Genomic DNA, 19,073 nt, shown 5'->3' with positions numbered 1-19,073 from the left:
TTGCCGTTCTACGTCAATCAAAAACTGGCAATAATAACCGTCAGCACGTCTAACAACTCTTACCCGTTTAATCTGTTGTTCTGAATAATAAACTAAGGTTTTTTGACTACACCATAAATCAAATTCTCCTGCTTTAAAACCGTCAGTAAATCTGATTTTACGTCTATCATCAGATAGTTGGTAGCCTGTTAGTTTGTATTCAACCGAACGGCTATGCTTTTTGAACCGAGGAAAACCTTTTTTCCCTGGTATTTTAGCATGACAATTCTGATCAAACCGATTAATTGATTGCCAAGCTCTATCAGCAGCCGATTGACGAGCTTGAGAGTTTAATTTATTAACCCAAGGTGTCTCTTTATTCTTAGCTAGTACCGCACAAAGCTTTTGGAGGTCATTGCGAGTTGTTCCTTTATTTTCTAGCCAATAACGAACACAAGAATTACGCACAAACTGAGAAGTTCTGATAGCTTCATCGAGTTTCTGATATTGCTCTGGTGTTCCGTTTTTTAGCTTTGCTTCTACGACTAGCATCTAACAATCCTCGACCCTTGGCTAGGTTAAGTATAACAGAGTTCGCCGTTTACCCACAGATGGTGTTGATATTCTGGTCGGATTTCATCCCCCGCTAATTTTGTTGAGTATCTTGTCGAAAAATGTAGCGGGGGCATTCATCCGACATTTTAGGTAATCCCAAGGGGAAAATCCATCTCCGGCAAAAATCAAAAACTGCCCCGAGAAGCAGATAACCGATCACTGTTCACTGATAACTTTTATTTACCCATACCTAACTGCTGGGCCTTTTGATAGACTTTCCCCTCCGTCAGCAGCGAGGGAGCAATCACCACTTCCACCTGTTGCATTTCCTTTAAGTTCTTAGCACCCAAAGTTCCCATACTGGTTTTCAGCGCCCCCAAGAGGTTATGAGTACCATCATCTAATTTTGCCGGTCCAACGAGGATTTCGGCAATAGTTCCCGTACTGCCCACGCTAATTCGGGTCCCCCGGGGTAGAACTAGGCTAGGTGTGGCCATACCCCAGTGAAAACCGCGGCCAGGGGCCTCCACGGACCGGGCAATGGGAGAACCAATCATCACCGCATCGGCGCCACAGGCGATACATTTGCAGATATCACCGCCGGTAATAATGCCGCCATCGGCAATAACGGGGACGTATTTACCAGTTTCTTGGAAAAAATCGTCCCTAGCGGCGGCACAATCGGCCACAGCAGTGGCTTGGGGAACTCCCACTCCTAAAACGCCGCGAGAAGTACAGGCAGCCCCGGGACCGATACCGACCAAAACCCCGGCTGCCCCGGTTTTCATCAGGTTAAGGGCGACTTCGTAGGTGACGCAGTTGCCCAAAACCACGGGAATGGGCATTTCTTGGCACAGTTGTACTAAATCGAGGGGGGTGATAGCTTCCGGGGATAAATGGGCAGTGGAAACAACGGTTGCTTGGACAAAGAGAATATCGGCCGCTGCTTGGGCAACAATAGCACCGTATTTGACGGCACCGGCAGGGGTGAGGCTAACTGCCGCAATACCGCCTTTTTCTTGAATTTCTTGGATACGAAGCTCGATTAGTTGCGGTTTAATCGGTTCTGCGTAGAGTTCCTGCATTAAACCGACGAATTCTGATTTGCCAACCGCCGCAATGCGATCGAGAATCGGGTTAGGATCTTCGTAACGGGTTTGAATTCCTTCGAGGTTTAGTACCCCTAGCGCCCCCAACTCGGAGAGAAGGACAGCCATTTTAGTATCCACCACCCCATCCATAGCGCTGGCGATAATCGGGATTTCCCGCTCGATATTGCCGAGAGACCAACGGGTATCGGCTAAACTAGGATCGAGGGTTCGCACTCCGGGTACAAGTGCGATTTCATCGATACCGTAAGCTCTACGGGCTGTTTTGCCCCGACCAATAATTGTATCCACGTTTCTATACTATTTCAGACCTATTTAGCCTAGACTAGCAAATTTCGCACCATCTCGAAAAGCTTTTCGGTATTATGGCTGACTAGGCCCTGGGAAAATAATCGCCGCAGTCGATCGCTTGTTCGGTGTTGGCGCTCCTGGGTTGTACACTACATTTGAGGCGATAATCGTTGGTAAAGTAGCGGCAGTGGGAGCAAGGGATGGAGTGCATTCGTCGGGCAACTTGCCAACTATCGCGCACGGCACTGGCTAAAGACCAGCAAACTAAAGCGATAATGGCAGCGGCGATTGAAAAACGTAAAATAATCCAGATTTCCATGGCGAGCAACTAAAATTACCTGATGTGGATGGGAATCAACCGAGGCAATTGGCAGAGGGTTAGATACTGAACAGTTTACTGACATCCAGACTAACCGTTAGCAATCACCAGGCTTTTAAGAACATTTTCGGTCATGGCCGCTAGTTGATCCAATTGTTCCTGATGGCGTTTTGCCTGTTTTTTGGCTTCTACCTTGCGTTTCAGGGCTTCCCGGGCTAAATCATCGCGATTTCTGCTTAAAGCTTCGATCGCTACTCGATTCCATGTTTCTGCTTCTTGAATGGCTTTTTTGTACTGGGGTTGAATTTCATCCCAACTGACCTTAAGATTGCTTAAAGCCCCTTTTAACAGGGTTTGGGCATTGTTGGGGTCGGCTCCGATGAGGGATTTTTTCAGAGGTTCGTAGAGTCCCACCGCTTGTAAATGGGTAATAATCGGGATAAATTCTTCTATCTGTTGACTTTTGCTAATACCAGTCTTACACCAAGTGGCAAAATGTTCGCAGTTGTTAAAAAGAAGATTATATTTCTGCTCCCCCAGACGACTTAGCGCCCTTTCTACCACCACATCGGGGATAAAGGAAAATCCCACCTCTACATGGCGCACCACATAGATTTTACCGCCCCTAGCAAAGGTTTCTAGGGAAGTTCGTTCAACAATCTCGCTCGGTTTTCGGTAATGAATGACGCTACCATCACCGCAATCGATGCCATGATGAGCATAAACACCCTGAAGATTGAGCAATTGCCGATAAGCGTATATTTGATCCCCTTTAGCCATATTTTTTTAGTGATAGAGTAAACAAGTAGATTATCTATTGAGTCAGTTTTTCCAGTTATTAATAAGCCATTCAGATTTGGGTCTTCTGGTTTTCGTGTTTTACTTTTTGTTATGAATTAAAGCCAGCAAACAGCTTAAGTCGAAAATGTTCAAGATTGCTTTAATTCATAACTTATTCTTTTAATAGGCTTTATTTTTGTATTCATGCCCTCAGTTAATCCATTGGTTGTATAATTTTCACAGTAATTATCTAACCGTTGACTCTGTGGAAGGACTCTGGTGGGGCAGCGGAGAAGGAGAATCACTAACCCTCCTAGAGGCGCGATTCCTGATTTTGAAAATATGCGCTGCCGCTTTTTAGCCAGCCTTTCGCCATAATTTTTGATTATCATCCTTGATCCAGAAGAGCCTTTTCTTATTTTACTAAAGAATGCTTAACAGAGAAACACCAGCCAGTATAATAGTACAACCAAATAGTCTTTGTTTGATATTTTTTTCATGAAATAAAAAATAGCCATACCCCACACTCATCAATAAACTGCTTTGTTTCACCGCCACTGAATTCGCCGCCACCGTTCAATTAAATCTTTTGCCAGATAAAGATTTAGTCGATTTATGCCCCCCTATCGAACCATAACAAGTAACGAAGAACCGTCAAGGTAAAGTTTTATGACAGGATTCAACGTTTCTGCATCTAGTCAGTCAGGTACTGGTACGATTCAAACTTGAATTGGCCGCTCTCAGACGAGCGAATCAGACACCTGTGACAAGCCTCAATTTACGGAGACTCTATGGCTAAACAATTCAACGGGACAATCGCCCTCGATATTCGTGATTCCGTACCCGATTGGGAACCCTACGCCGAACCGAAAGCACCCGCAAATTCACCGAATATTCTTTACATAGTCATTGACGATACGGGATTTGGTGCCTGGGAAATGTTTGGTGGCAAAATTAAAATGCCCAATTTAGCTCGTATTGCCAAAAAAGGCTTAATTTATACCAACTTTCACACTACCGCTCTTTGTTCTCCCACTCGTTCATCCCTATTAAATGGACGCAATGCTACCAGTAACGGGATGTCTTGTATCGAAGAGGTGACAGCGGGTTTCCCTGGTAATAATGGTCGCATTCCCTTTGAAAATGCCATGATTCCAGCCGTATTGAGTGAGCGTGGCTGGAGTACCTTCGCCCTTGGTAAATGGCACTTAGTGCCAGAAGAAGAGGCAAATATGGCATCCACGAAGCGGCATTGGCCTTTAGGTCGTGGTTTTGAACGCTATTATGGCTTTTTAGGCGGAGAAACCGATCAATGGTATCCAGATCTGGTCTATGATAACCATCTGATTGAACCTCCTTATGGTCCCAATATGGAGGATACAGAGAACGGTTATCATCTATCGAAAGACCTGGTAGATAAGGCAGTTGCCTTTATCCAAGATCAAAAGGCGATCGCTCCAGATAAACCTTGGCTGATGTACTTCTGTCCCGGTGCCAACCATGCACCCCATCAAATCTGGCCTCAGAAGATCCTAGATTATGATTATAACACGAGCCTGGGAGATCCCGATAATCCAAAAGATTTATCCTTTGTCGAGACAAGTATCTTTAAAGATGGCTATGAAGTCTATCGCACAGAAGTCCTTGCCAAAATGAAAGAATTAGGCATCTTTGGGGATGAGGTAACAACACCCTCGGAGATTAATCCTCATGGTGAAGGTGAGCTTGGAGAACCTAACCCTGACCACACTAAGATCCAAGGAGTTCCTGCTGGTAAGACGTGGCCTCAAACTGATTGGGTAAAACCTTGGGAAGGATTAAGTCCCGCAGAAAAGGCATTATTTATCCGTATGGCCGAGATTTATGCGGCATTCTCCACCTATACCGATGAACAAATTGGTCGTTTGCTCGATTTTCTCGAAGAAACGGGTCAAATGGATAACACCATCATTGTTGCTGTAGCTGATAATGGTGCTAGTGCAGAAGGTGGGCCTAATGGTTCAGTGAATGAAAACCTGTTCTTTAACGGTATTCCCGATGATTTTGACAAGAACTTTGCCCTTCTCCAAGATTTAGGCACACTGAAAACCTATAATCACTATCCTACAGGATGGGCTTGGGGCTTTGATACGCCTTTCAAATACTGGAAACGTTGGTCAGGTTATGAAGGTGGTGCTGCAACTCCCTTTATGATGTGTGGACCGGGTATCGCAGATACGGGGATTCGCAAACAGTACATTCACGCGGTTGACTTAGTACCTACCCTTTACGAAATGTGTGGTGTAGAACCCCCAGAAGTGGTTAAAGGTTACACCCAAAATCCCATTGAGGGAATTAGCTTCGCCTATACTTTCGCTCCCGAATATGCTCAACCTGAGTATCAATTTGCTTACAGACTCTCTGACCAGCAAAAACCCAAGGATGCCAATGGAAAACCCAAGAAAGTGCGAGAAACTCAGTTCTATTCGATGCTAGGAACAAGAGGAGTCTGGTATAAAGGTTGGCACGTTTGTACTGTCCATGCTCCTGCGCCTTCTAATTGGGGTAATTTTGAGAAGGATATCTGGGAATTGTACTGTATGGATGGGGATCTGAAATTGGAATTAACTCCCGATCCGACTCAATCTCGTAACTTAGCTAATGACCCGAAATATGCCGATAAACTCGAACAGATGAAGTATATGTGGTTCGTGCAAGCAGGGTTATACAAAGGTATGCCTATTGATGATCGCTCGGCTATGGGTGGAGATCGTCCCCAATTACGTCCCCCAGCATTTGCTCAAGATGACCCAAAGGATGCTACCTTCAGTTACACCTATTATCCAGGGGGATCAGAAATTCCCGAAGCCGTTGCTCCGAATACCCGAGGTCGTTCTTACGAAATCGAAGCCATTGTTCATTTCTCCACGGGTGAGACTCCTAAAGGGGTAATGATAGCTCATGGAGGAAGTTTTGGTGGATATAGTTTCTATATCTACGAGGGCAAACTCTGTTATGTCTATAACTGGTTAGGACAACAGCAACAGAAGATCACTTGTCCACTCTCTAATCTTGACTACGGGGAAAATACACTCAAAGTTGTATTTAACAAGAAGCCCAATCAACAACCGGATAGCAAGTTTGGTGGTAGTACCATAGGAGAGGTACAACTCTATATCAAGGATATTAAGCGAAATACCACGATTGAGGAAGCTTTCCCAGAATATCCTGATCAATTCCTGACTCAACCGGGTAAGTTTGGGGCGGGATTTAATATTGGTCGAGATCCCGGACAGCCTGTATCATCAGACTACGAACATGAGTTCGAGTTTTTCGAGTTTGAAGGTGCGAAGCTGAAAAAAGTCATTGTCACGATTAAAAATGACGCGGGCGCGGGCGCGATCGATCCTGAGACAGAATTAATAGGGATGTTGTGGCGTGACTAATCTGCTTAGTCTGTAGCATAGACCCGATTTGCTTTCAAAGCTGTAGGGGTAATTTCTGCATTGCCCCTACCCACTCTAACCCTTGATAAAATAAAGGCTATATCTTGAGTATGCAAATATCTCAAAACCCCTCATCTGCTCCAGGTAAACCTCCCCATAAAGATCTGATCTGGATTCCGGGGGGAACATTTGAAATGGGGTCAAACAGTCGTAAATATCCTGAAGAAGGACCCGTCCACACCGTAACCGTTAGCGGCTTTTGGATGGATAAATATTTGGTCACTAATAAACAATTTAGAAAATTTGTCAAAGAAACAGGATATATTACCTTTGCTGAAAAACCACCGAAAGCAGAAGATTATCCTAATGCTGATCCTGAAATATTAGTTCCCGGATCTGCCGTTTTTGTGAAACCAGATCGTCCCGTTGATCCTCGTACTGTCTGCTGGTGGCAATATATGCCGGGGGCAAATTGGCGACATCCCGAAGGTACTGGAAGTTCAATTAAAAATCGAGAAAACCATCCTGTAGTACATATTGTCTATGAAGATGCCCTTGCCTATGCAAAATGGGCAGGAAAAGAACTCCCAACTGAAGCACAATGGGAATTTGCTGCACGAGGGGGTTTAGAGGGGGCAGAATTTGCTTGGGGTGATGAATTTATGCCTAATGGTAAAGTCATGGCTAATACTTGGCAAGGACAATTTCCTTGGCAAAATCTCAAACCTCATGCACCCGGTCCAGAAGCAGTAGAAAGCTATCCCCCCAATGGTTATGGACTTTATGACATGATAGGTAATGTCTGGGAATGGACACAAGATTGGTATCAGGAACAACATCCCAAAAACCCGACTAAAGCCTGTTGTACCCCGAAAAATCCCCTAGGCGGAACCGAAGAAGATAGTTATAACCTCAAACTTCATCCCTCAATGCGAAAACCCCGTAAAGTCCTCAAAGGAGGCTCTTTCCTCTGCGCCCCTAACTACTGCGCTCGTTACCGTCCCGCCGCTCGCCATCCCGAAGATATCGACACTTCTACCAATCATATCGGTTTTCGCACAATTTTTTGTCCTGATTAGAATTTATTACCGCTCACAATGACAATTAAGATGGCTCATTATGTTCTATTTTTAAAAGTTTCAGAGGGAAAATAACCAAACAGTTGTTTATAATCAGAGGCAAGATGTCCTCGCTCAAAAAAACCTAATTCTTCGGCAATTTGATAAATTAACGTTAGTTCGGGGTTTTGGGTAATGGATTGATGTAAGGCGTTAAGACGAAGCTTTTTAAAATAATTTTGAGGAGACATTTCTACTCTAGCTTATATGACGCAGCCAAGCACTCTAAGCGATCGTGCTTATATGTCGCCCCAAGAACGAGATCTGGCCTATAAGAAAATGCGTGAAGATTTTGAAGGCTACAAACGTCGTTTAGGCTGCTAATAGTCTAAATTTAGATCTCTTAACTGAAGTTTAATTAATAATTTTTGAGGCGCGTTTCTAACGTGCCTTTTTTCAAAATTTTATTTAAACTTTGGCGATTATAATTGACATTAATTCCTTGCATTTTCACGAGCGCACTTAGGTGTCTCATGCCAACGATACTTTTAGCCAGCACAAAACCTACCCAGCAGCACATCAAGGTAAATGTACTTATGTAAAATAATCATTTTTGGGGAGTGGTTTGAGAAGCTATTTCATTAGTTTTGGTAAAATTATAAGCCTGGCTTATTCACCCTTATTAGGGTATATTTAATTTATGTTCCTATCTATAAAAGCAACTTTTGTATAACTTCTTTCCATATTTGAAGATTTACAGCTTGTCAAAACCTATTGTAGCATTTATCTTAATGGTGAGGTACAAAGTTTTCCTCTGGTGGAGTCGGTCATCAATACCAAATTAGGTTACACTTCATCTCTATGGGAAACGCTGTAAAAATTATCGAAGCAGAAATTGAGAACTATAGCCTAAACACCAGCGATTCAAGACCCTTTTTGACTGTTAACCCCCTTAACCCAGAGATTATGGATGCTTTTAGTCCCTTTCCCCCTGACTGGACAGAGAATGCTGTTCACGCCTACAATTTTTGTTGTCCTTACTGTGGGGCAAAAGCTAAAGAAGCTCAGGCCGTTTGGATCAATCGCCGCGCTCCCGTTTTAGGAGAAGATTCCCGTCGTAAATGGCAGGAATTCTATCATTGTCAATGCGATCGAGTTTGGTGGGCCTGGAGTAGTGATCGACCTGCCGAAAATAAGTAATTCTCAATCGGGAATGGAAAATATGGCCGATGTTTATGTTTCTTGGGATGAATACCATCGTCTGATCGAAAAATTAGCAGTAAAAATCGATCATTCTGGTTGGCAATTTGCTCAGATTGTCTGTTTAGCTAAGGGAGGATTGCGCGTCGGTGACATTCTCTGTCGTCTTTTTCGTCAACCCCTAGCCATTCTCTATGCTGCTTCCTACGGGGGGCAAAATCATCAAATTCGGGGAGAATTAACTATTTCCTCGAATTTAGCCATGATCGAAACCAAATTAAAGAGTCCCTTGTTATTAGTGGATGATTTAGTCGATTCGGGAATCACCCTCCAAAAAACCTCGATTTTTTTACAGGAAAAATACGGGATTACCAATATCAAAACCGCAGTGATCTGGTACAAAGCAGCATCAAGAATCAAACCTGACTATTATGTGGAATACTACCCCGATAATCCTTGGATTCATCAACCCTTCGAGCGTTACGAGTTAATTACACCCAAAGACCTCCTAGAATAAATTCAGTTTAGCATCAGCGGTAGAGAGTTTCCCCTTAAAAATACCACCAAAGAAGATTCATGTCTGAAATCGGCAACGCCATCTATTCTCCGTAGGATTCAGCAGTAATTTTGCCCCGAAAAACGATGTAATTATAAACTGTATAGGCTAGTAAAATTGGGATTAAAAAACCCACAAAAGTCAGCATAAACACCAAAGAACTAGGGGCGGCCGCCGCTTGATAAATTGTCACTGACGGGGGAATAATATCGGGGAAAATCAACAATCCCAAACCGAGAAAAGAGAGCATAAACAGCAATACTGTCCAGACCATGGGGGTGTTTTCTTCCTTTAGTTGCAAACTCCGCAATAATAAACCCAGTAACAGCACAGCTAAAATCGGGATGAGGATAAAGATGTAAATTAGTCGAGGGTCAAATAAACGCTGACGGATATGGTCAGAAAGCAGCGGCGTACTGATGGTGATAAAGACAGCACCGATAAAAGTGGTAATAGCGGCAATTTTTGCCGTTTTATAGTGAACTTCCTGTAAATTACCCGTAGTTTTCAGAATTAGGTAAGTGGAACCCACTAAAACATAAGCTTGGATTAAAGTTAGAGACACTAGAATCGATCGCCATGTTAACCAATCAAAGGGGCCGCCGGCAAAATGACCCAATTCATCCACTTTAATGCCCTCAAAAACCGCACCGAGGGCGAATCCTTGCCCCAAAGCGGCCAAAAAACTGCCGAGTCCGAAGGCATAATTCCAGAACAATTTCTGGCGAGAATGTTCACGAAACTCGAAGGAAACAGCCCGAAATAATAGCCCCACCACCATAATCACAGCAGGCAGGTATAAAGCGTTTAAAATTGTCCCGTAAGCTAGGGGAAACGCCCCAAACAGGGAACCCCCCATCAAGACAATCCAAGTTTCGTTAGCATCCCAAACATTGCCCAAGCTGGTCATTAAAATACTGCGACGCTTCTCGGAGGAGGAAGTCAGGGAAAGAATTCCCACCCCCAAGTCAAAACCATCGAGAAGGACGTAGAGAAATAGAAATAATCCCAGAATCAAAAACCAAATTTGTGGCAGAAAATACTGTAAAGGTTCCATAGTTCCTCCTATTGTTGCGCTTCTAGGGAACGAGGATTTAGTTCTGGTGAGGTCACTTTTTCCTCTTGAGTCCCCGGCAGTGGTAAGTTAAGATTTGGTCCCTGACGGATAATACGACTGCCGAAATAGAGAGCAGAAACCAAGAAAACCACATAAATCGCCGTAATTCCGATTAAAGAGGTTAAAATCTCGCCCGCAGGTAGATGAGAAGCTGCATCCACCGTCCGGATTTGATTGTAAACTGTCCAGGGTTGACGACCGACACAACGGACAATCCAACCGGTTTCCACCGCAAGATAACCCAGGGGGGCAGCAAAAACCCAAGCGCGTAGTAACCATTTTTGACTGTCGATTTTTTCGTTAGATAATTGACCGCGCAGCCATTGCCCGACAGTTACAGCCATTAAAGACGCAAGAAAAAGACCGATAGCGACCATAATCCGGAAAGAATAATAGATTAGCCCCACCATGTGCGGTCTATCTTCGTATTTCCACGTTTTTAAGCCGAGAACAGGTTCCGATAACTTGGGTTTTAACTCCAAAAGATAACCCAAAGCATTAGGTATCTTCACTTCCCAGTTATTTGTCTCCGCTTTATCCTTGGGTAAAGCGACCAAACTCCAAGCAGCAGTTTCTCCCGCAGGAATGGTTTCCCATTGCGCTTCCATGGCGGCTAATTTAGCCGGTTGATAGTGATACACTTGTTCGGCACTAAGATGACCGACAAAAATTTGCAAGGGAGCGATAACAATCGCTAGAGTAAGAACAATTTTGAGAGAACGACTAAAAAAGCTAATGTGACGTTTATTGAGCAAATACCAAGCACTAATGCCACCAATGACGAAAAGAGAAGTTTCCAGAGTAGCGAAAAACATATGCAGGAAACTATTAACCATGAAGGGATTGAGAATCGCTTGTAGGTAATCTTGAACGATAAATTTACCATCCACGAAAATGCCGCCAGCAGGGGTTTGCAGCCAAGAATTAGCGGTTAAAATCCAGAAAGTGGAAAGATTAGCCCCGAAAGCGACGAGAATTGTCGCTAGGAAGTGAATTAACGGGGGAACTCGTCCCCAACCAAACAGCATAATTCCTAGAAAACTAGCCTCTAGCATAAAGGCCATGGTTCCCTCGAAACCGAGGATAGTTCCGAAAAAGTCCCCCACTGCTTCCGAAAAAGGCGCCCAATTCATGCCAAACTGAAAAGCCATGGGTAAACCAGAAGCAACTCCAATGCCGAAATTGAGAATGTAGAGTTTTGACCAGAAGCGAGCGTGATGATAGTAGTCAGGATTGCGGGTTTTTAGCCATAATCCTTCGACAATAACTAGATAAATGCCCATACCAGTGGTTAACACCGGCCAAAGCATGTGGAAGATAGCGGTAAGGGCGAATTGTATCCGCGACAAAGCAACGGGATTGGCAAGTAAATCCATGATTATAATCTTTAAACGATCGTGAAGATATCATAAGCACCTATAATACTTAGCCAGTAATGCCCTGAAAAGGCAAGGTTAAATAGGAATTATATAGATTGTTTTTAGATTTATGCGATCGCTTTAATGTTACTCAATGACCTAGTTAGTATTCTTGTATTATATTTGAGGGAAAACTCAGAAAAATTGCTAGAATATTAGCCTGATTAATTAATTTTCCCCTCGATCGAGTATGACTTTCTCCTCAGCCGCAGACTTTCAAGATGAATTTGATGTCATCGTCGTCGGGGCGGGCCATTCCGGCTGTGAAGCGGCCCTAGCTTGCGCCCGTCTCGGTTGTCGTACCCTTCTCCTCACCCTTAATCTCGATAAAATCGCTTGGCAACCCTGTAACCCCGCCGTCGGTGGTCCGGCTAAATCCCAATTAACCCACGAAGTGGACGCTTTAGGCGGCGAAATTGGCAAAATGGCCGACCGCACCTATCTGCAAAAACGGGTTCTTAATGCCTCTCGCGGACCGGCAGTCTGGGCCCTACGCGCCCAAACCGATAAACGGGAATACGCGGCAATTATGAAAGGTATCGTCGAAACCCAAGCAAATCTGGTTATTCGGGAAGGCATGGTCACAGACCTGATTTTAGGGGCAAATGAGCAAGTTTTAGGGGTAGAAACCTATTTCGGCACTTGTTTCGCCGCTAAAGCCGTCATTTTAACCACTGGCACTTTTTTAGGCGGCAAAATCTGGATCGGCGGCAAGTCTATGGCAGCCGGACGCGCGGGCGAATTTGCGGCGGTGGGTTTAACAGATACCCTAAATCGTCTCGGATTCGAGACCGGTCGCCTAAAAACTGGCACTCCTGCCCGTGTGGATAAGCGTTCGGTGGATTACTCCCGTATGGAACCGCAACCGCCCGATGACGAGGTACGTTGGTTTAGTTTTGATCCCGATGTCTGGATCGAACGAGAACAAATGAACTGTCATCTCACCCGCACCACGGCGGCAACTCATCAATTAATCAGAGATAATTTACATTTATCCCCCATTTATGGCGGTTTTATTGACTCCAAAGGTCCGCGTTATTGTCCCAGTATTGAGGATAAAATCGTCCGTTTTGCCGATAAAGAAAGTCATCAAATTTTTATCGAACCAGAAGGGCGCGATATTCCCGAACTTTATATCCAAGGGTTTTCTACGGGACTGCCGGAAAATGTTCAATTAGCCATGCTGCGGACTTTACCCGGTTTAGAAAACTGTGTGATGTTGCGTGCTGCCTATGCAGTGGAATACGATTATTTACCGGCAACTCAGTGTTATCCAACCCTGATGACGAAGAAGATTGAGGGGTTATTTTGTGCGGGACAAATTAATGGGACAACCGGTTATGAAGAAGCGGCAGCCCAAGGACTGGTGGCGGGGATTAATGCGGCGCGGTTTGCTTTAGGAAAAGAGTTAATTGTTTTTCCCCGGGAGGAAAGTTATCTCGGAACTTTGGTCGATGATTTGTGTACCAAGGATCTGCGGGAACCCTATCGAATGTTAACCAGTCGTTCCGAATATCGGTTAGTATTGCGATCGGATAATGCTGATCAAAGATTAACACCTTTAGGGCGAGAAATTGGCTTAATTGATGACCGACGTTGGCAATTATTCCAAACTAAACAAGCTAATATTATCGCTGAAAAAGAACGCTTACACGAAACGAGAATTAAAGAACGTGATGAGGTGGCAATTGCCATCGTTAAGGATACGGAACAAAAAATCAAAGGTTCTCTCTCTTTAGCGGATTTAATGCGTCGTCCTAGCTTCCATTATCTCAATCTCGATCGCTATGGTTTAGGTAATCCCGATTTAAATTTAGCCGAAAGAGAAGGGGTAGAAATTGAGATTAAATATTCCGGTTATTTGAAACGACAACAAAATCAAATTGACCAAATTAGTCGCCACAGTAACCGTCATTTATCCCCCGATATTGACTACATGAAAATCGAAACTTTGTCAATGGAATCTAGGGAAAAATTAACAAAAATTAAACCCGCCACCATCGGCCAAGCCTCGCGAATTGGCGGAGTCAATCCCGCCGATATTAACGCTTTATTAGTATATTTAGAAATGCGGCAGATGTCGGGAGTTAAAAGTTAGGAAATAATCCTGATTATCAGCGATCAAGAGTTATCATCGGCTGCTTAATTGGCATCCCCAATCAAAATAAATAGCGACCAAAAATAAGGATGGGGATACTTTTCGATCAGGCTTAATTTTGCCTCTCTCATCGATGCGCTTTTGCTCATTCCTTTCTGGAGATTTTGATAGAATTCAGCCATCATAATCGAATTAATTGCCTCAGAGGACTTGTCTTCGCCTGCTGGGGTATGTTAGCATTGAATAGGCTCAGTTAGTTCTTTTCCCGTTCTAGATACTGTACTGAAACGTTCTATAGGCTTAGATGAGTTATGAAGATTGAACCAACATACACCTCGATCGGTGCACTTTTTAAACGTCAATCTACGTTTTTAATTCCTAAATATCAGAGAGCTTATGCTTGGGAATCAGAATCAGTCTCAGATTTTATAAAGGATTTACTTAATTGCTTTGAAAAAAGAAAGCAAAATTCGCCAATGAGTCATTTTTTTGGTGGCATTCTGAGTGTCAAACACCCTGTTGTTGGAGCATTTGATCAGCATAAATACGAGATAATTGATGGACAACAAAGAATAGCTACATTTGCTTTGTTGGTTGCTTGTATGATTAAAACTTATCGGAACCTGCAATCAGAGGCTCAACAGTCAGCAGGGGAAACTGATTTAGTATCAATTATCAAAAAACGTCTTCAAGATTTGTCAAACAAATTTATTAAATTCGAGCAAGAGATTCAAAGACAAGTAACCCCTGTAGAAGTTTTAACACTTTCAAAAGCTGATGACCCTTTTTATCAAGAATTAATTGGTGATAGGAATCCATCTGTATCAAGAGATTCACACCGTAAAATTTCAGATGCACCTAAAACTTTGTTAAAGGAAATACAAGGAATAATTAATGTTAATGATACGATAGAAGATAGGATAGACAATCTCGAAATTATTCAAAATATATTAGACAATGATTTTACAATTTTGCACATGGTAACTGAAAATAGAGAGGATGCTTTTAGACTTTTTCAAGTTATCAATGATCGAGGAACCAATCTTACAGATGGAGATTTATTAAGAGCTAAAACATTGGAACTTCTCGAAGGCTATTCCAGAAACCAAGATTCTGTAGAAAAATTATGGGACAATATCCTGTCCGATTCACCAACCGACACAACTGATTATTTAAATTGGATTTATGATTCTTATCAAGGTAATAGACCAAAACAGAATGCCGTGTTTGATATGTTTCTTGATAAATTTTTCCCACAACATAAGCAACAAAATTTTACAGAAGATGATGCCGAACAAATTTATCAAGTAGTAAAAAAGACTCACGAAGACATTTTGAAGTGTAGAAAACTGGTAAAAGGAGAATGGTTGTATGAACTTCGGCAACCTCTAACCAGTTGGGATAAAACTCGTTTGAACATTCTTATAGTTGAACTTGGACATACTTTATCAATTCCTTTATTACTGGCAGCATCTGAACTCAATCAAAAATCATTCTCAGAAATAGTTAATATTTTAGAAAAGGTATTCTTTCGGTATAAAATAGTATGTAATCAACACATAACACCGCTTAAAAATATCTACGCCCAAGAAGCTCTTAATATTCGCAAAAATCCCAATAATTATAATGTTAATAATCTCAGAAATGAGCTACAAAAACTTATGGAATTAAAGGCATCAGATCAAAAATTCAGGGATAACCTAGTTACCCTTGAATATCAAGAATCTGGTGGTAGCAACAAGCCTCTAAAATATTTTTTAATGACAATTGAGTATTACTATCAATGGTACAAAGACGGTGCAAGTGGTGAGTCTGTATGTCTTGACAAAAGCAGATTATATGACTTTGCTGGCACATCGATCGAACATATATATCCTCGTAACGTCAGTGAATCTGACCAAGATAATGAGCTTGACCAACTCAAAAATTCTCTTGGCAATCTTACTATTTTAGACACTGCACAAAATAGTATTGGAGGCAACGAAAATTTTTCTAATAAAAAACCGCTCTATCAAAAATCTTCAGTTTTGTTAACTCAAGAGATAGGCTCAAAGACAGCTTGGACAAAGAGTGAAATTGAGGCTCATCAAAAATTACTGATAGATGCTGCTGTTGCCATTTTTCGTCTGTAGCTTACGGAGAGAAAAAGGTCGGGCATTGCAGAAAATTTCCTGAATTTCTCACATCACTTAACAATTTTAGGCTTTCCTCGCATCCGTATTTTGCGCTATTACCGCAGGGACGAGAGAGGAGAGTTTCCCGTTAACAACTGGTAGGGTGACGGTAGCCACTAGGGAGAGGGTAAGTAAGGCGTAAAATTTGGGATTCATAGTTATTTCCGCTATCAGTTATTAGTTAATACACCTCATCATGAGTTCCAATGTTAATCAAAACTATCCTATCTGTTTGAGTTTTCTCGTCTCGTTCCAAATAGAAAATGATGCGGCAATCATAACCACAGGAACAAGCTCTCAATTCCTGATATTCTCCCCTGAGACGATGAACCATTAAACTAGGTGCAAACATATCCTCTTGCATTAGCTTCAGTGTTTGATCGACTTGTTTCCGCAACAGCGCATTGCGTCTAACAAACTTTTTCAGCGATCGCTTAAATCGTCTTCAGAATCCTCCAAATAACGATCTAAATCCGCGATCGCATCTTCTACTGTCATCGGTTGGAGATTACCAGACCGATACTCTGTCAAACCCTCCTGACATTCTCTCAAAAACTCCTGTCTTCTTACCTCCACACACCGCTTTTTAACAATCTCGATTAACATCTCTTGCTGTTCCCTGGGTAATTGACTAACCAACTCCAGCGCGTTTTCAAAGGTAATCATATTAGACCTCTTGCATAATTTTTTTATGGTATAGTGGAAGGTTTGGCTTTTTTCTCAATTTTTAGATGGAAGTGGAAAAAAGAATAAAATGTGATCTTAGGTCAGGAAATCATCTATACTTTTGCTATGTTTATTAGCAAAAATATGGATTATCAAAACTTATCAGATGAACAATTCAAACGCCGTTTCGGTGTGTATAAACAAACATATAGAAAGATGGTAGAATCAGTAAAAAGTGTTGAAGCCGACTCTAATTCAGCATCTAAAAGGGGACCGAAACCTAAACTATCTATAGAAGAACAAGTTTTAGTAACGTTAGAATATTGGCAAGAATGTAGAACATATTTTCAGATTGGTACAAGCGGTCAACTATCAGAATCAACTATAGGTCGGATTGTAAATAAGAAGGAAAAAATGCTTTGACAATCGGGAAACTTCCGTTTAAAAGGAAAAAAAGCTCTACTAAATCAAGCAGAGATACCGGTCGTAACGGGAATGGATGTAACGGAAACTCCCATTGAACGCCCCCAAAAGAAACAGAAAGATTTTTTTGCAGGTAAAAGAGGTTATCATACTTTAAAATCCCAATTAGTAGCTGATAAAAATACTGGGGAAATTATCTGTGTCTGTTGTGGGAAAGGCAGAGGTCATGATTTTAGTTTATTTAAAAAAAGTCGAGTTCGTTTTCATCCTTTAACTAGGGTTTGCTGAATAAATATAAAAACCTTGTTGGATAATACTTTTAGACTTTTTTCCCATCAAAAAGTGCCTTAGCTAGGGGTGATCGGGGGGAAAATTCAGGTACTTTGTCCCTGAAAATTAGGTAGTTGACCACCTGAAAATCGGTAAAACCCTACACCCCACACCCCACACCCTGCCCCCAGGGAAAACTTTTTGCCGCAAACCCTAACTACTAGCAGAGAAGACAGTGGTTATCAGGGAATAGCTGCATACCATAGTAATAGTTATACACCGAAAAAGAAACCAGAAAATAGAAAATTAACAGAGTTAGAGAAGGGGTATAACAAGGCTTTATACAAAGAAAGGATTATCATTGAACCTATAAATAGGAAACTCAAAATCTTGAAAATCTTATCCTGTAAATATCGGAATCGTCGTCGAATATATAGTTTAAGATTTAACCTGTTGGCGGCTATTTATAACTATGAGTTATACTAAATCTGGTTATTAAAAACTGATTATTTATTTTCCCCTTTGCATGAGTGCCTCTTGCATGAGTGCCTCTCCTCATAACTAGCCTATACTCAACGGATTTAGTATTAGGGATAGGTATAGCAACTTCTTAAAAGTTGCCAAACATTAATCAAGTCAAGGATAATTTATTCTCAATTATAAAAATTGAGATAGTTTGTGCCGCTTAAATAAAGAGGTTTTGATAACCAAATTAAAGCAGCTCTAAAGAGTTTTGAGTTAAAAGTAAAACTTCAGGTTTTCATTCAGAGCAAATGTACTAACTAACTAATTTTTGGGGTAAAATTAGTTAACTGACTATTATAACATATAATTAATTTGCAAGAGTTCTAGTAATCAGTCATCAGTCAACAGTCGTTAGCGATCAGTCATCAGCGATCAGCGATCAGCATTCAGCTATCAACTTGTTATTTCTTGGGTTATGGCCATTGAAGCTAGAACAGCTTCAATGGTTAAGATTCTAGAAATCGTTTGTTCCCTAGCTAAAACTCGCCTTAACCTGATAAGAGATCAAATCTCCCTCGACAAAGAAACTGAGGCCGTAGCGACCTGGTGTTAAATTCAAGGATAATCGAGCGCCGTATTCAACCGAACCGACAACGGTGGCGACACCCTTACTATCGAATCGGACTAACTCGGTGATCACCCTGGGGTCGGTGGCGAGTTCCAGACGAAGGTTACGGGAAGTCCTGAATCTGAGTCTGTCCACACTATCCCAAACGCCGAGGCAATTAGTTTCCCCTAAATGACCGTCAACGCCGAAACTTTTTCCTGTCCTCGCCGTTCCCAGATCGATCGCCCCGCCCCATTCTCGACTCAGATCGCGTCTGGCATAAATCTCGCCGTCCATTCCAGTAATAATATCTCTGTTCATAATTTACCTCTCGGAATTTCTCTATCTCTACAGATAAAAAACTACCGATTCCGTCGTCGCCATTCCCAGGATGGCATCGGGTTTCCCCCGAAAATTCTCTTTCGTTTCGAGCGGGCTTCGGTAAAAGCCGGCGTTGCTGAATCAAGGTATGAATGACAACCTTGCACCCATCCAAAAGTTAGTTTGGGTCTAGGTTTTAAAAATCCCACAAAAGAAGATTCATATCTCAAATCAGCAACGCC

Annotated in this window: 18 protein-coding genes and 4 pseudogenes; 8 read left to right on the top strand and 14 right to left on the bottom strand. The window is 42.2% G+C overall.

The genetic code is table 11. The features are described 5' to 3' along the window. From IM479_RS03080 to IM479_RS03060, 5 genes and pseudogenes are all read right to left on the bottom strand, one after another. On the bottom strand, window positions 1–531 hold a 531-nt coding region (locus IM479_RS03080), incomplete at its 3' end, for an RNA-guided endonuclease InsQ/TnpB family protein (RefSeq protein ID WP_502845717.1). A 239-nt stretch (window positions 532–770) separates the two neighbouring features. Beyond that, window positions 771–1,934, bottom strand: a complete 1,164-nt coding sequence (locus IM479_RS03075) for a GuaB3 family IMP dehydrogenase-related protein (RefSeq protein ID WP_287076767.1) — start codon at window positions 1,932–1,934, stop codon at window positions 771–773. Window positions 1,935–2,016: 82 nt separating this feature from the next. Further along, on the bottom strand, window positions 2,017–2,253 hold the full coding sequence (locus IM479_RS03070; RefSeq protein ID WP_041804354.1) for a hypothetical protein: 237 nt from the start codon (window positions 2,251–2,253) through the stop codon (window positions 2,017–2,019). Window positions 2,254–2,343: 90 nt separating this feature from the next. Then, window positions 2,344–3,033: a lecithin retinol acyltransferase family protein gene (locus tag IM479_RS03065; protein ID WP_287687254.1), complete on the bottom strand. Its 690-nt coding sequence runs from the start codon at window positions 3,031–3,033 to the stop codon at window positions 2,344–2,346. Window positions 3,034–3,142: 109 nt separating this feature from the next. After that, window positions 3,143–3,293, bottom strand: a pseudogene (locus IM479_RS03060) (transposase); the annotation flags it as partial. A 531-nt stretch (window positions 3,294–3,824) separates the two neighbouring features. Here IM479_RS03060 and IM479_RS03055 point away from each other — a divergent pair. Continuing rightward, window positions 3,825–6,458, top strand: a complete 2,634-nt coding sequence (locus IM479_RS03055) for a sulfatase-like hydrolase/transferase (protein ID WP_287687253.1) — start codon at window positions 3,825–3,827, stop codon at window positions 6,456–6,458. Window positions 6,459–6,568: 110 nt separating this feature from the next. Beyond that, on the top strand, window positions 6,569–7,537 hold the full coding sequence (locus IM479_RS03050; protein ID WP_002774263.1) for a formylglycine-generating enzyme family protein: 969 nt from the start codon (window positions 6,569–6,571) through the stop codon (window positions 7,535–7,537). A gap of 38 nt (window positions 7,538–7,575) precedes the next feature. Here the strand turns inward: IM479_RS03050 and IM479_RS03045 are convergent, their stop codons facing one another. After that, window positions 7,576–7,767: a helix-turn-helix domain-containing protein gene (locus tag IM479_RS03045; protein ID WP_002757988.1), complete on the bottom strand. Its 192-nt coding sequence runs from the start codon at window positions 7,765–7,767 to the stop codon at window positions 7,576–7,578. A gap of 715 nt (window positions 7,768–8,482) precedes the next feature. Between IM479_RS03045 and IM479_RS03040 the strand changes: the two genes are divergently transcribed. Beyond that, window positions 8,483–8,716, top strand: coding sequence for a hypothetical protein (locus tag IM479_RS03040; RefSeq protein ID WP_002771307.1), 234 nt, complete (start codon window positions 8,483–8,485; stop codon window positions 8,714–8,716). Window positions 8,717–8,738: 22 nt separating this feature from the next. Continuing rightward, entirely contained in the window at window positions 8,739–9,233 is a 495-nt protein-coding gene (locus tag IM479_RS03035; RefSeq protein ID WP_287687256.1) for a phosphoribosyltransferase, read from the top strand. Between the two features lie 82 nt (window positions 9,234–9,315). Here the strand turns inward: IM479_RS03035 and cydB are convergent, their stop codons facing one another. Further along, window positions 9,316–10,329, bottom strand: coding sequence for a cytochrome d ubiquinol oxidase subunit II (cydB, locus tag IM479_RS03030; RefSeq protein WP_286825316.1), 1,014 nt, complete (start codon window positions 10,327–10,329; stop codon window positions 9,316–9,318). A gap of 8 nt (window positions 10,330–10,337) precedes the next feature. Beyond that, on the bottom strand, window positions 10,338–11,765 hold the full coding sequence (locus tag IM479_RS03025; RefSeq protein WP_287687252.1) for a cytochrome ubiquinol oxidase subunit I: 1,428 nt from the start codon (window positions 11,763–11,765) through the stop codon (window positions 10,338–10,340). Window positions 11,766–11,997: 232 nt separating this feature from the next. Here IM479_RS03025 and mnmG point away from each other — a divergent pair, with 232 nt between their 5' ends. Further along, window positions 11,998–13,905, top strand: coding sequence for a tRNA uridine-5-carboxymethylaminomethyl(34) synthesis enzyme MnmG (gene mnmG, locus IM479_RS03020; protein WP_287687250.1), 1,908 nt, complete (start codon window positions 11,998–12,000; stop codon window positions 13,903–13,905). Window positions 13,906–13,949: 44 nt separating this feature from the next. Here the strand turns inward: mnmG and IM479_RS03015 are convergent, their stop codons facing one another. After that, the gene (locus tag IM479_RS03015) at window positions 13,950–14,087 is read right to left on the bottom strand and encodes a CHAT domain-containing protein (RefSeq protein ID WP_287687249.1); all 138 of its coding nucleotides are present in this window, start codon (window positions 14,085–14,087) and stop codon (window positions 13,950–13,952) included. A gap of 129 nt (window positions 14,088–14,216) precedes the next feature. On the opposite strand from IM479_RS03015, the gene IM479_RS03010 reads away from it, so the two are divergent. Further along, on the top strand, window positions 14,217–16,037 hold the full coding sequence (locus tag IM479_RS03010) for a DUF262 domain-containing protein (RefSeq protein WP_287687247.1): 1,821 nt from the start codon (window positions 14,217–14,219) through the stop codon (window positions 16,035–16,037). 66 nt (window positions 16,038–16,103) lie between these two features. On the opposite strand, the gene IM479_RS03005 is transcribed toward IM479_RS03010, so the two are convergent. Genes IM479_RS03005 through IM479_RS02995 form a run of 3 tightly spaced genes read right to left on the bottom strand, consistent with a single transcriptional unit; the run spans window position 16,104 to window position 16,745 of the window. Continuing rightward, the gene (locus tag IM479_RS03005) at window positions 16,104–16,235 is read right to left on the bottom strand and encodes a hypothetical protein (protein WP_265578834.1); all 132 of its coding nucleotides are present in this window, start codon (window positions 16,233–16,235) and stop codon (window positions 16,104–16,106) included. A 25-nt stretch (window positions 16,236–16,260) separates the two neighbouring features. Further along, complete coding sequence (locus IM479_RS03000) at window positions 16,261–16,476, bottom strand: type II toxin-antitoxin system RelE/ParE family toxin (RefSeq protein ID WP_287687245.1); 216 nt, start codon at window positions 16,474–16,476, stop codon at window positions 16,261–16,263. A 26-nt stretch (window positions 16,477–16,502) separates the two neighbouring features. Next, the gene (locus IM479_RS02995; RefSeq protein WP_287687243.1) at window positions 16,503–16,745 is read right to left on the bottom strand and encodes a hypothetical protein; all 243 of its coding nucleotides are present in this window, start codon (window positions 16,743–16,745) and stop codon (window positions 16,503–16,505) included. A 126-nt stretch (window positions 16,746–16,871) separates the two neighbouring features. On the opposite strand from IM479_RS02995, the pseudogene IM479_RS02990 reads away from it, so the two are divergent. Both IM479_RS02990 and IM479_RS02985 read left to right on the top strand, forming a co-directional pair. Beyond that, window positions 16,872–17,444: pseudogene (locus IM479_RS02990) on the top strand (transposase family protein); the annotation flags it as partial. Window positions 17,445–17,669: 225 nt separating this feature from the next. After that, a pseudogene (locus tag IM479_RS02985) lies at window positions 17,670–17,924 on the top strand (transposase); the annotation flags it as partial. 511 nt (window positions 17,925–18,435) lie between these two features. On the opposite strand, the gene IM479_RS02980 reads toward IM479_RS02985, so the two are convergent. Together IM479_RS02980 and IM479_RS02975 are read right to left on the bottom strand one after the other, a co-directional pair. Continuing rightward, entirely contained in the window at window positions 18,436–18,831 is a 396-nt protein-coding gene (locus tag IM479_RS02980; RefSeq protein ID WP_287699160.1) for a hypothetical protein, read from the bottom strand. A gap of 41 nt (window positions 18,832–18,872) precedes the next feature. Then, window positions 18,873–19,073, bottom strand: a pseudogene (locus tag IM479_RS02975) (hypothetical protein); the annotation flags it as partial.

This window comes from Microcystis sp. M165S2, from assembly GCF_020245885.1.
In the GTDB taxonomy this organism is placed as follows: domain Bacteria; phylum Cyanobacteriota; class Cyanobacteriia; order Cyanobacteriales; family Microcystaceae; genus Microcystis.
The sequence above is the reverse complement of the archived record's forward strand: the minus strand, read 5'-3'. Positions and strand labels throughout refer to the sequence as shown.

Bases quoted from the DNA above. Each gene is read 5' to 3' on its own strand.
- IM479_RS03025 (WP_287687252.1), bottom strand. From the start codon at position 11,765: ATGGATTTACTTGCCAATCCCGTTGCTTTGTCGCGGATACAATTCGCC.
- IM479_RS03055 (WP_287687253.1), top strand. From the start codon at position 3,825: ATGGCTAAACAATTCAACGGGACAATCGCCCTCGATATTCGTGATTCC.
- IM479_RS03005 (WP_265578834.1), bottom strand. From the start codon at position 16,235: ATGAATCCCAAATTTTACGCCTTACTTACCCTCTCCCTAGTGGCTACC.
- IM479_RS03065 (WP_287687254.1), bottom strand. From the start codon at position 3,033: ATGGCTAAAGGGGATCAAATATACGCTTATCGGCAATTGCTCAATCTT.
- mnmG (WP_287687250.1), top strand. From the start codon at position 11,998: ATGACTTTCTCCTCAGCCGCAGACTTTCAAGATGAATTTGATGTCATC.
- cydB (WP_286825316.1), bottom strand. From the start codon at position 10,329: ATGGAACCTTTACAGTATTTTCTGCCACAAATTTGGTTTTTGATTCTG.
- IM479_RS03050 (WP_002774263.1), top strand. From the start codon at position 6,569: ATGCAAATATCTCAAAACCCCTCATCTGCTCCAGGTAAACCTCCCCAT.
- IM479_RS02995 (WP_287687243.1), bottom strand. From the start codon at position 16,745: ATGATTACCTTTGAAAACGCGCTGGAGTTGGTTAGTCAATTACCCAGG.
- IM479_RS03040 (WP_002771307.1), top strand. From the start codon at position 8,483: ATGGATGCTTTTAGTCCCTTTCCCCCTGACTGGACAGAGAATGCTGTT.
- IM479_RS03070 (WP_041804354.1), bottom strand. From the start codon at position 2,253: ATGGAAATCTGGATTATTTTACGTTTTTCAATCGCCGCTGCCATTATC.
- IM479_RS02980 (WP_287699160.1), bottom strand. From the start codon at position 18,831: ATGAACAGAGATATTATTACTGGAATGGACGGCGAGATTTATGCCAGA.
- IM479_RS03010 (WP_287687247.1), top strand. From the start codon at position 14,217: ATGAAGATTGAACCAACATACACCTCGATCGGTGCACTTTTTAAACGT.
- IM479_RS03035 (WP_287687256.1), top strand. From the start codon at position 8,739: ATGGCCGATGTTTATGTTTCTTGGGATGAATACCATCGTCTGATCGAA.
- IM479_RS03045 (WP_002757988.1), bottom strand. From the start codon at position 7,767: ATGTCTCCTCAAAATTATTTTAAAAAGCTTCGTCTTAACGCCTTACAT.
- IM479_RS03015 (WP_287687249.1), bottom strand. From the start codon at position 14,087: ATGGCTGAATTCTATCAAAATCTCCAGAAAGGAATGAGCAAAAGCGCA.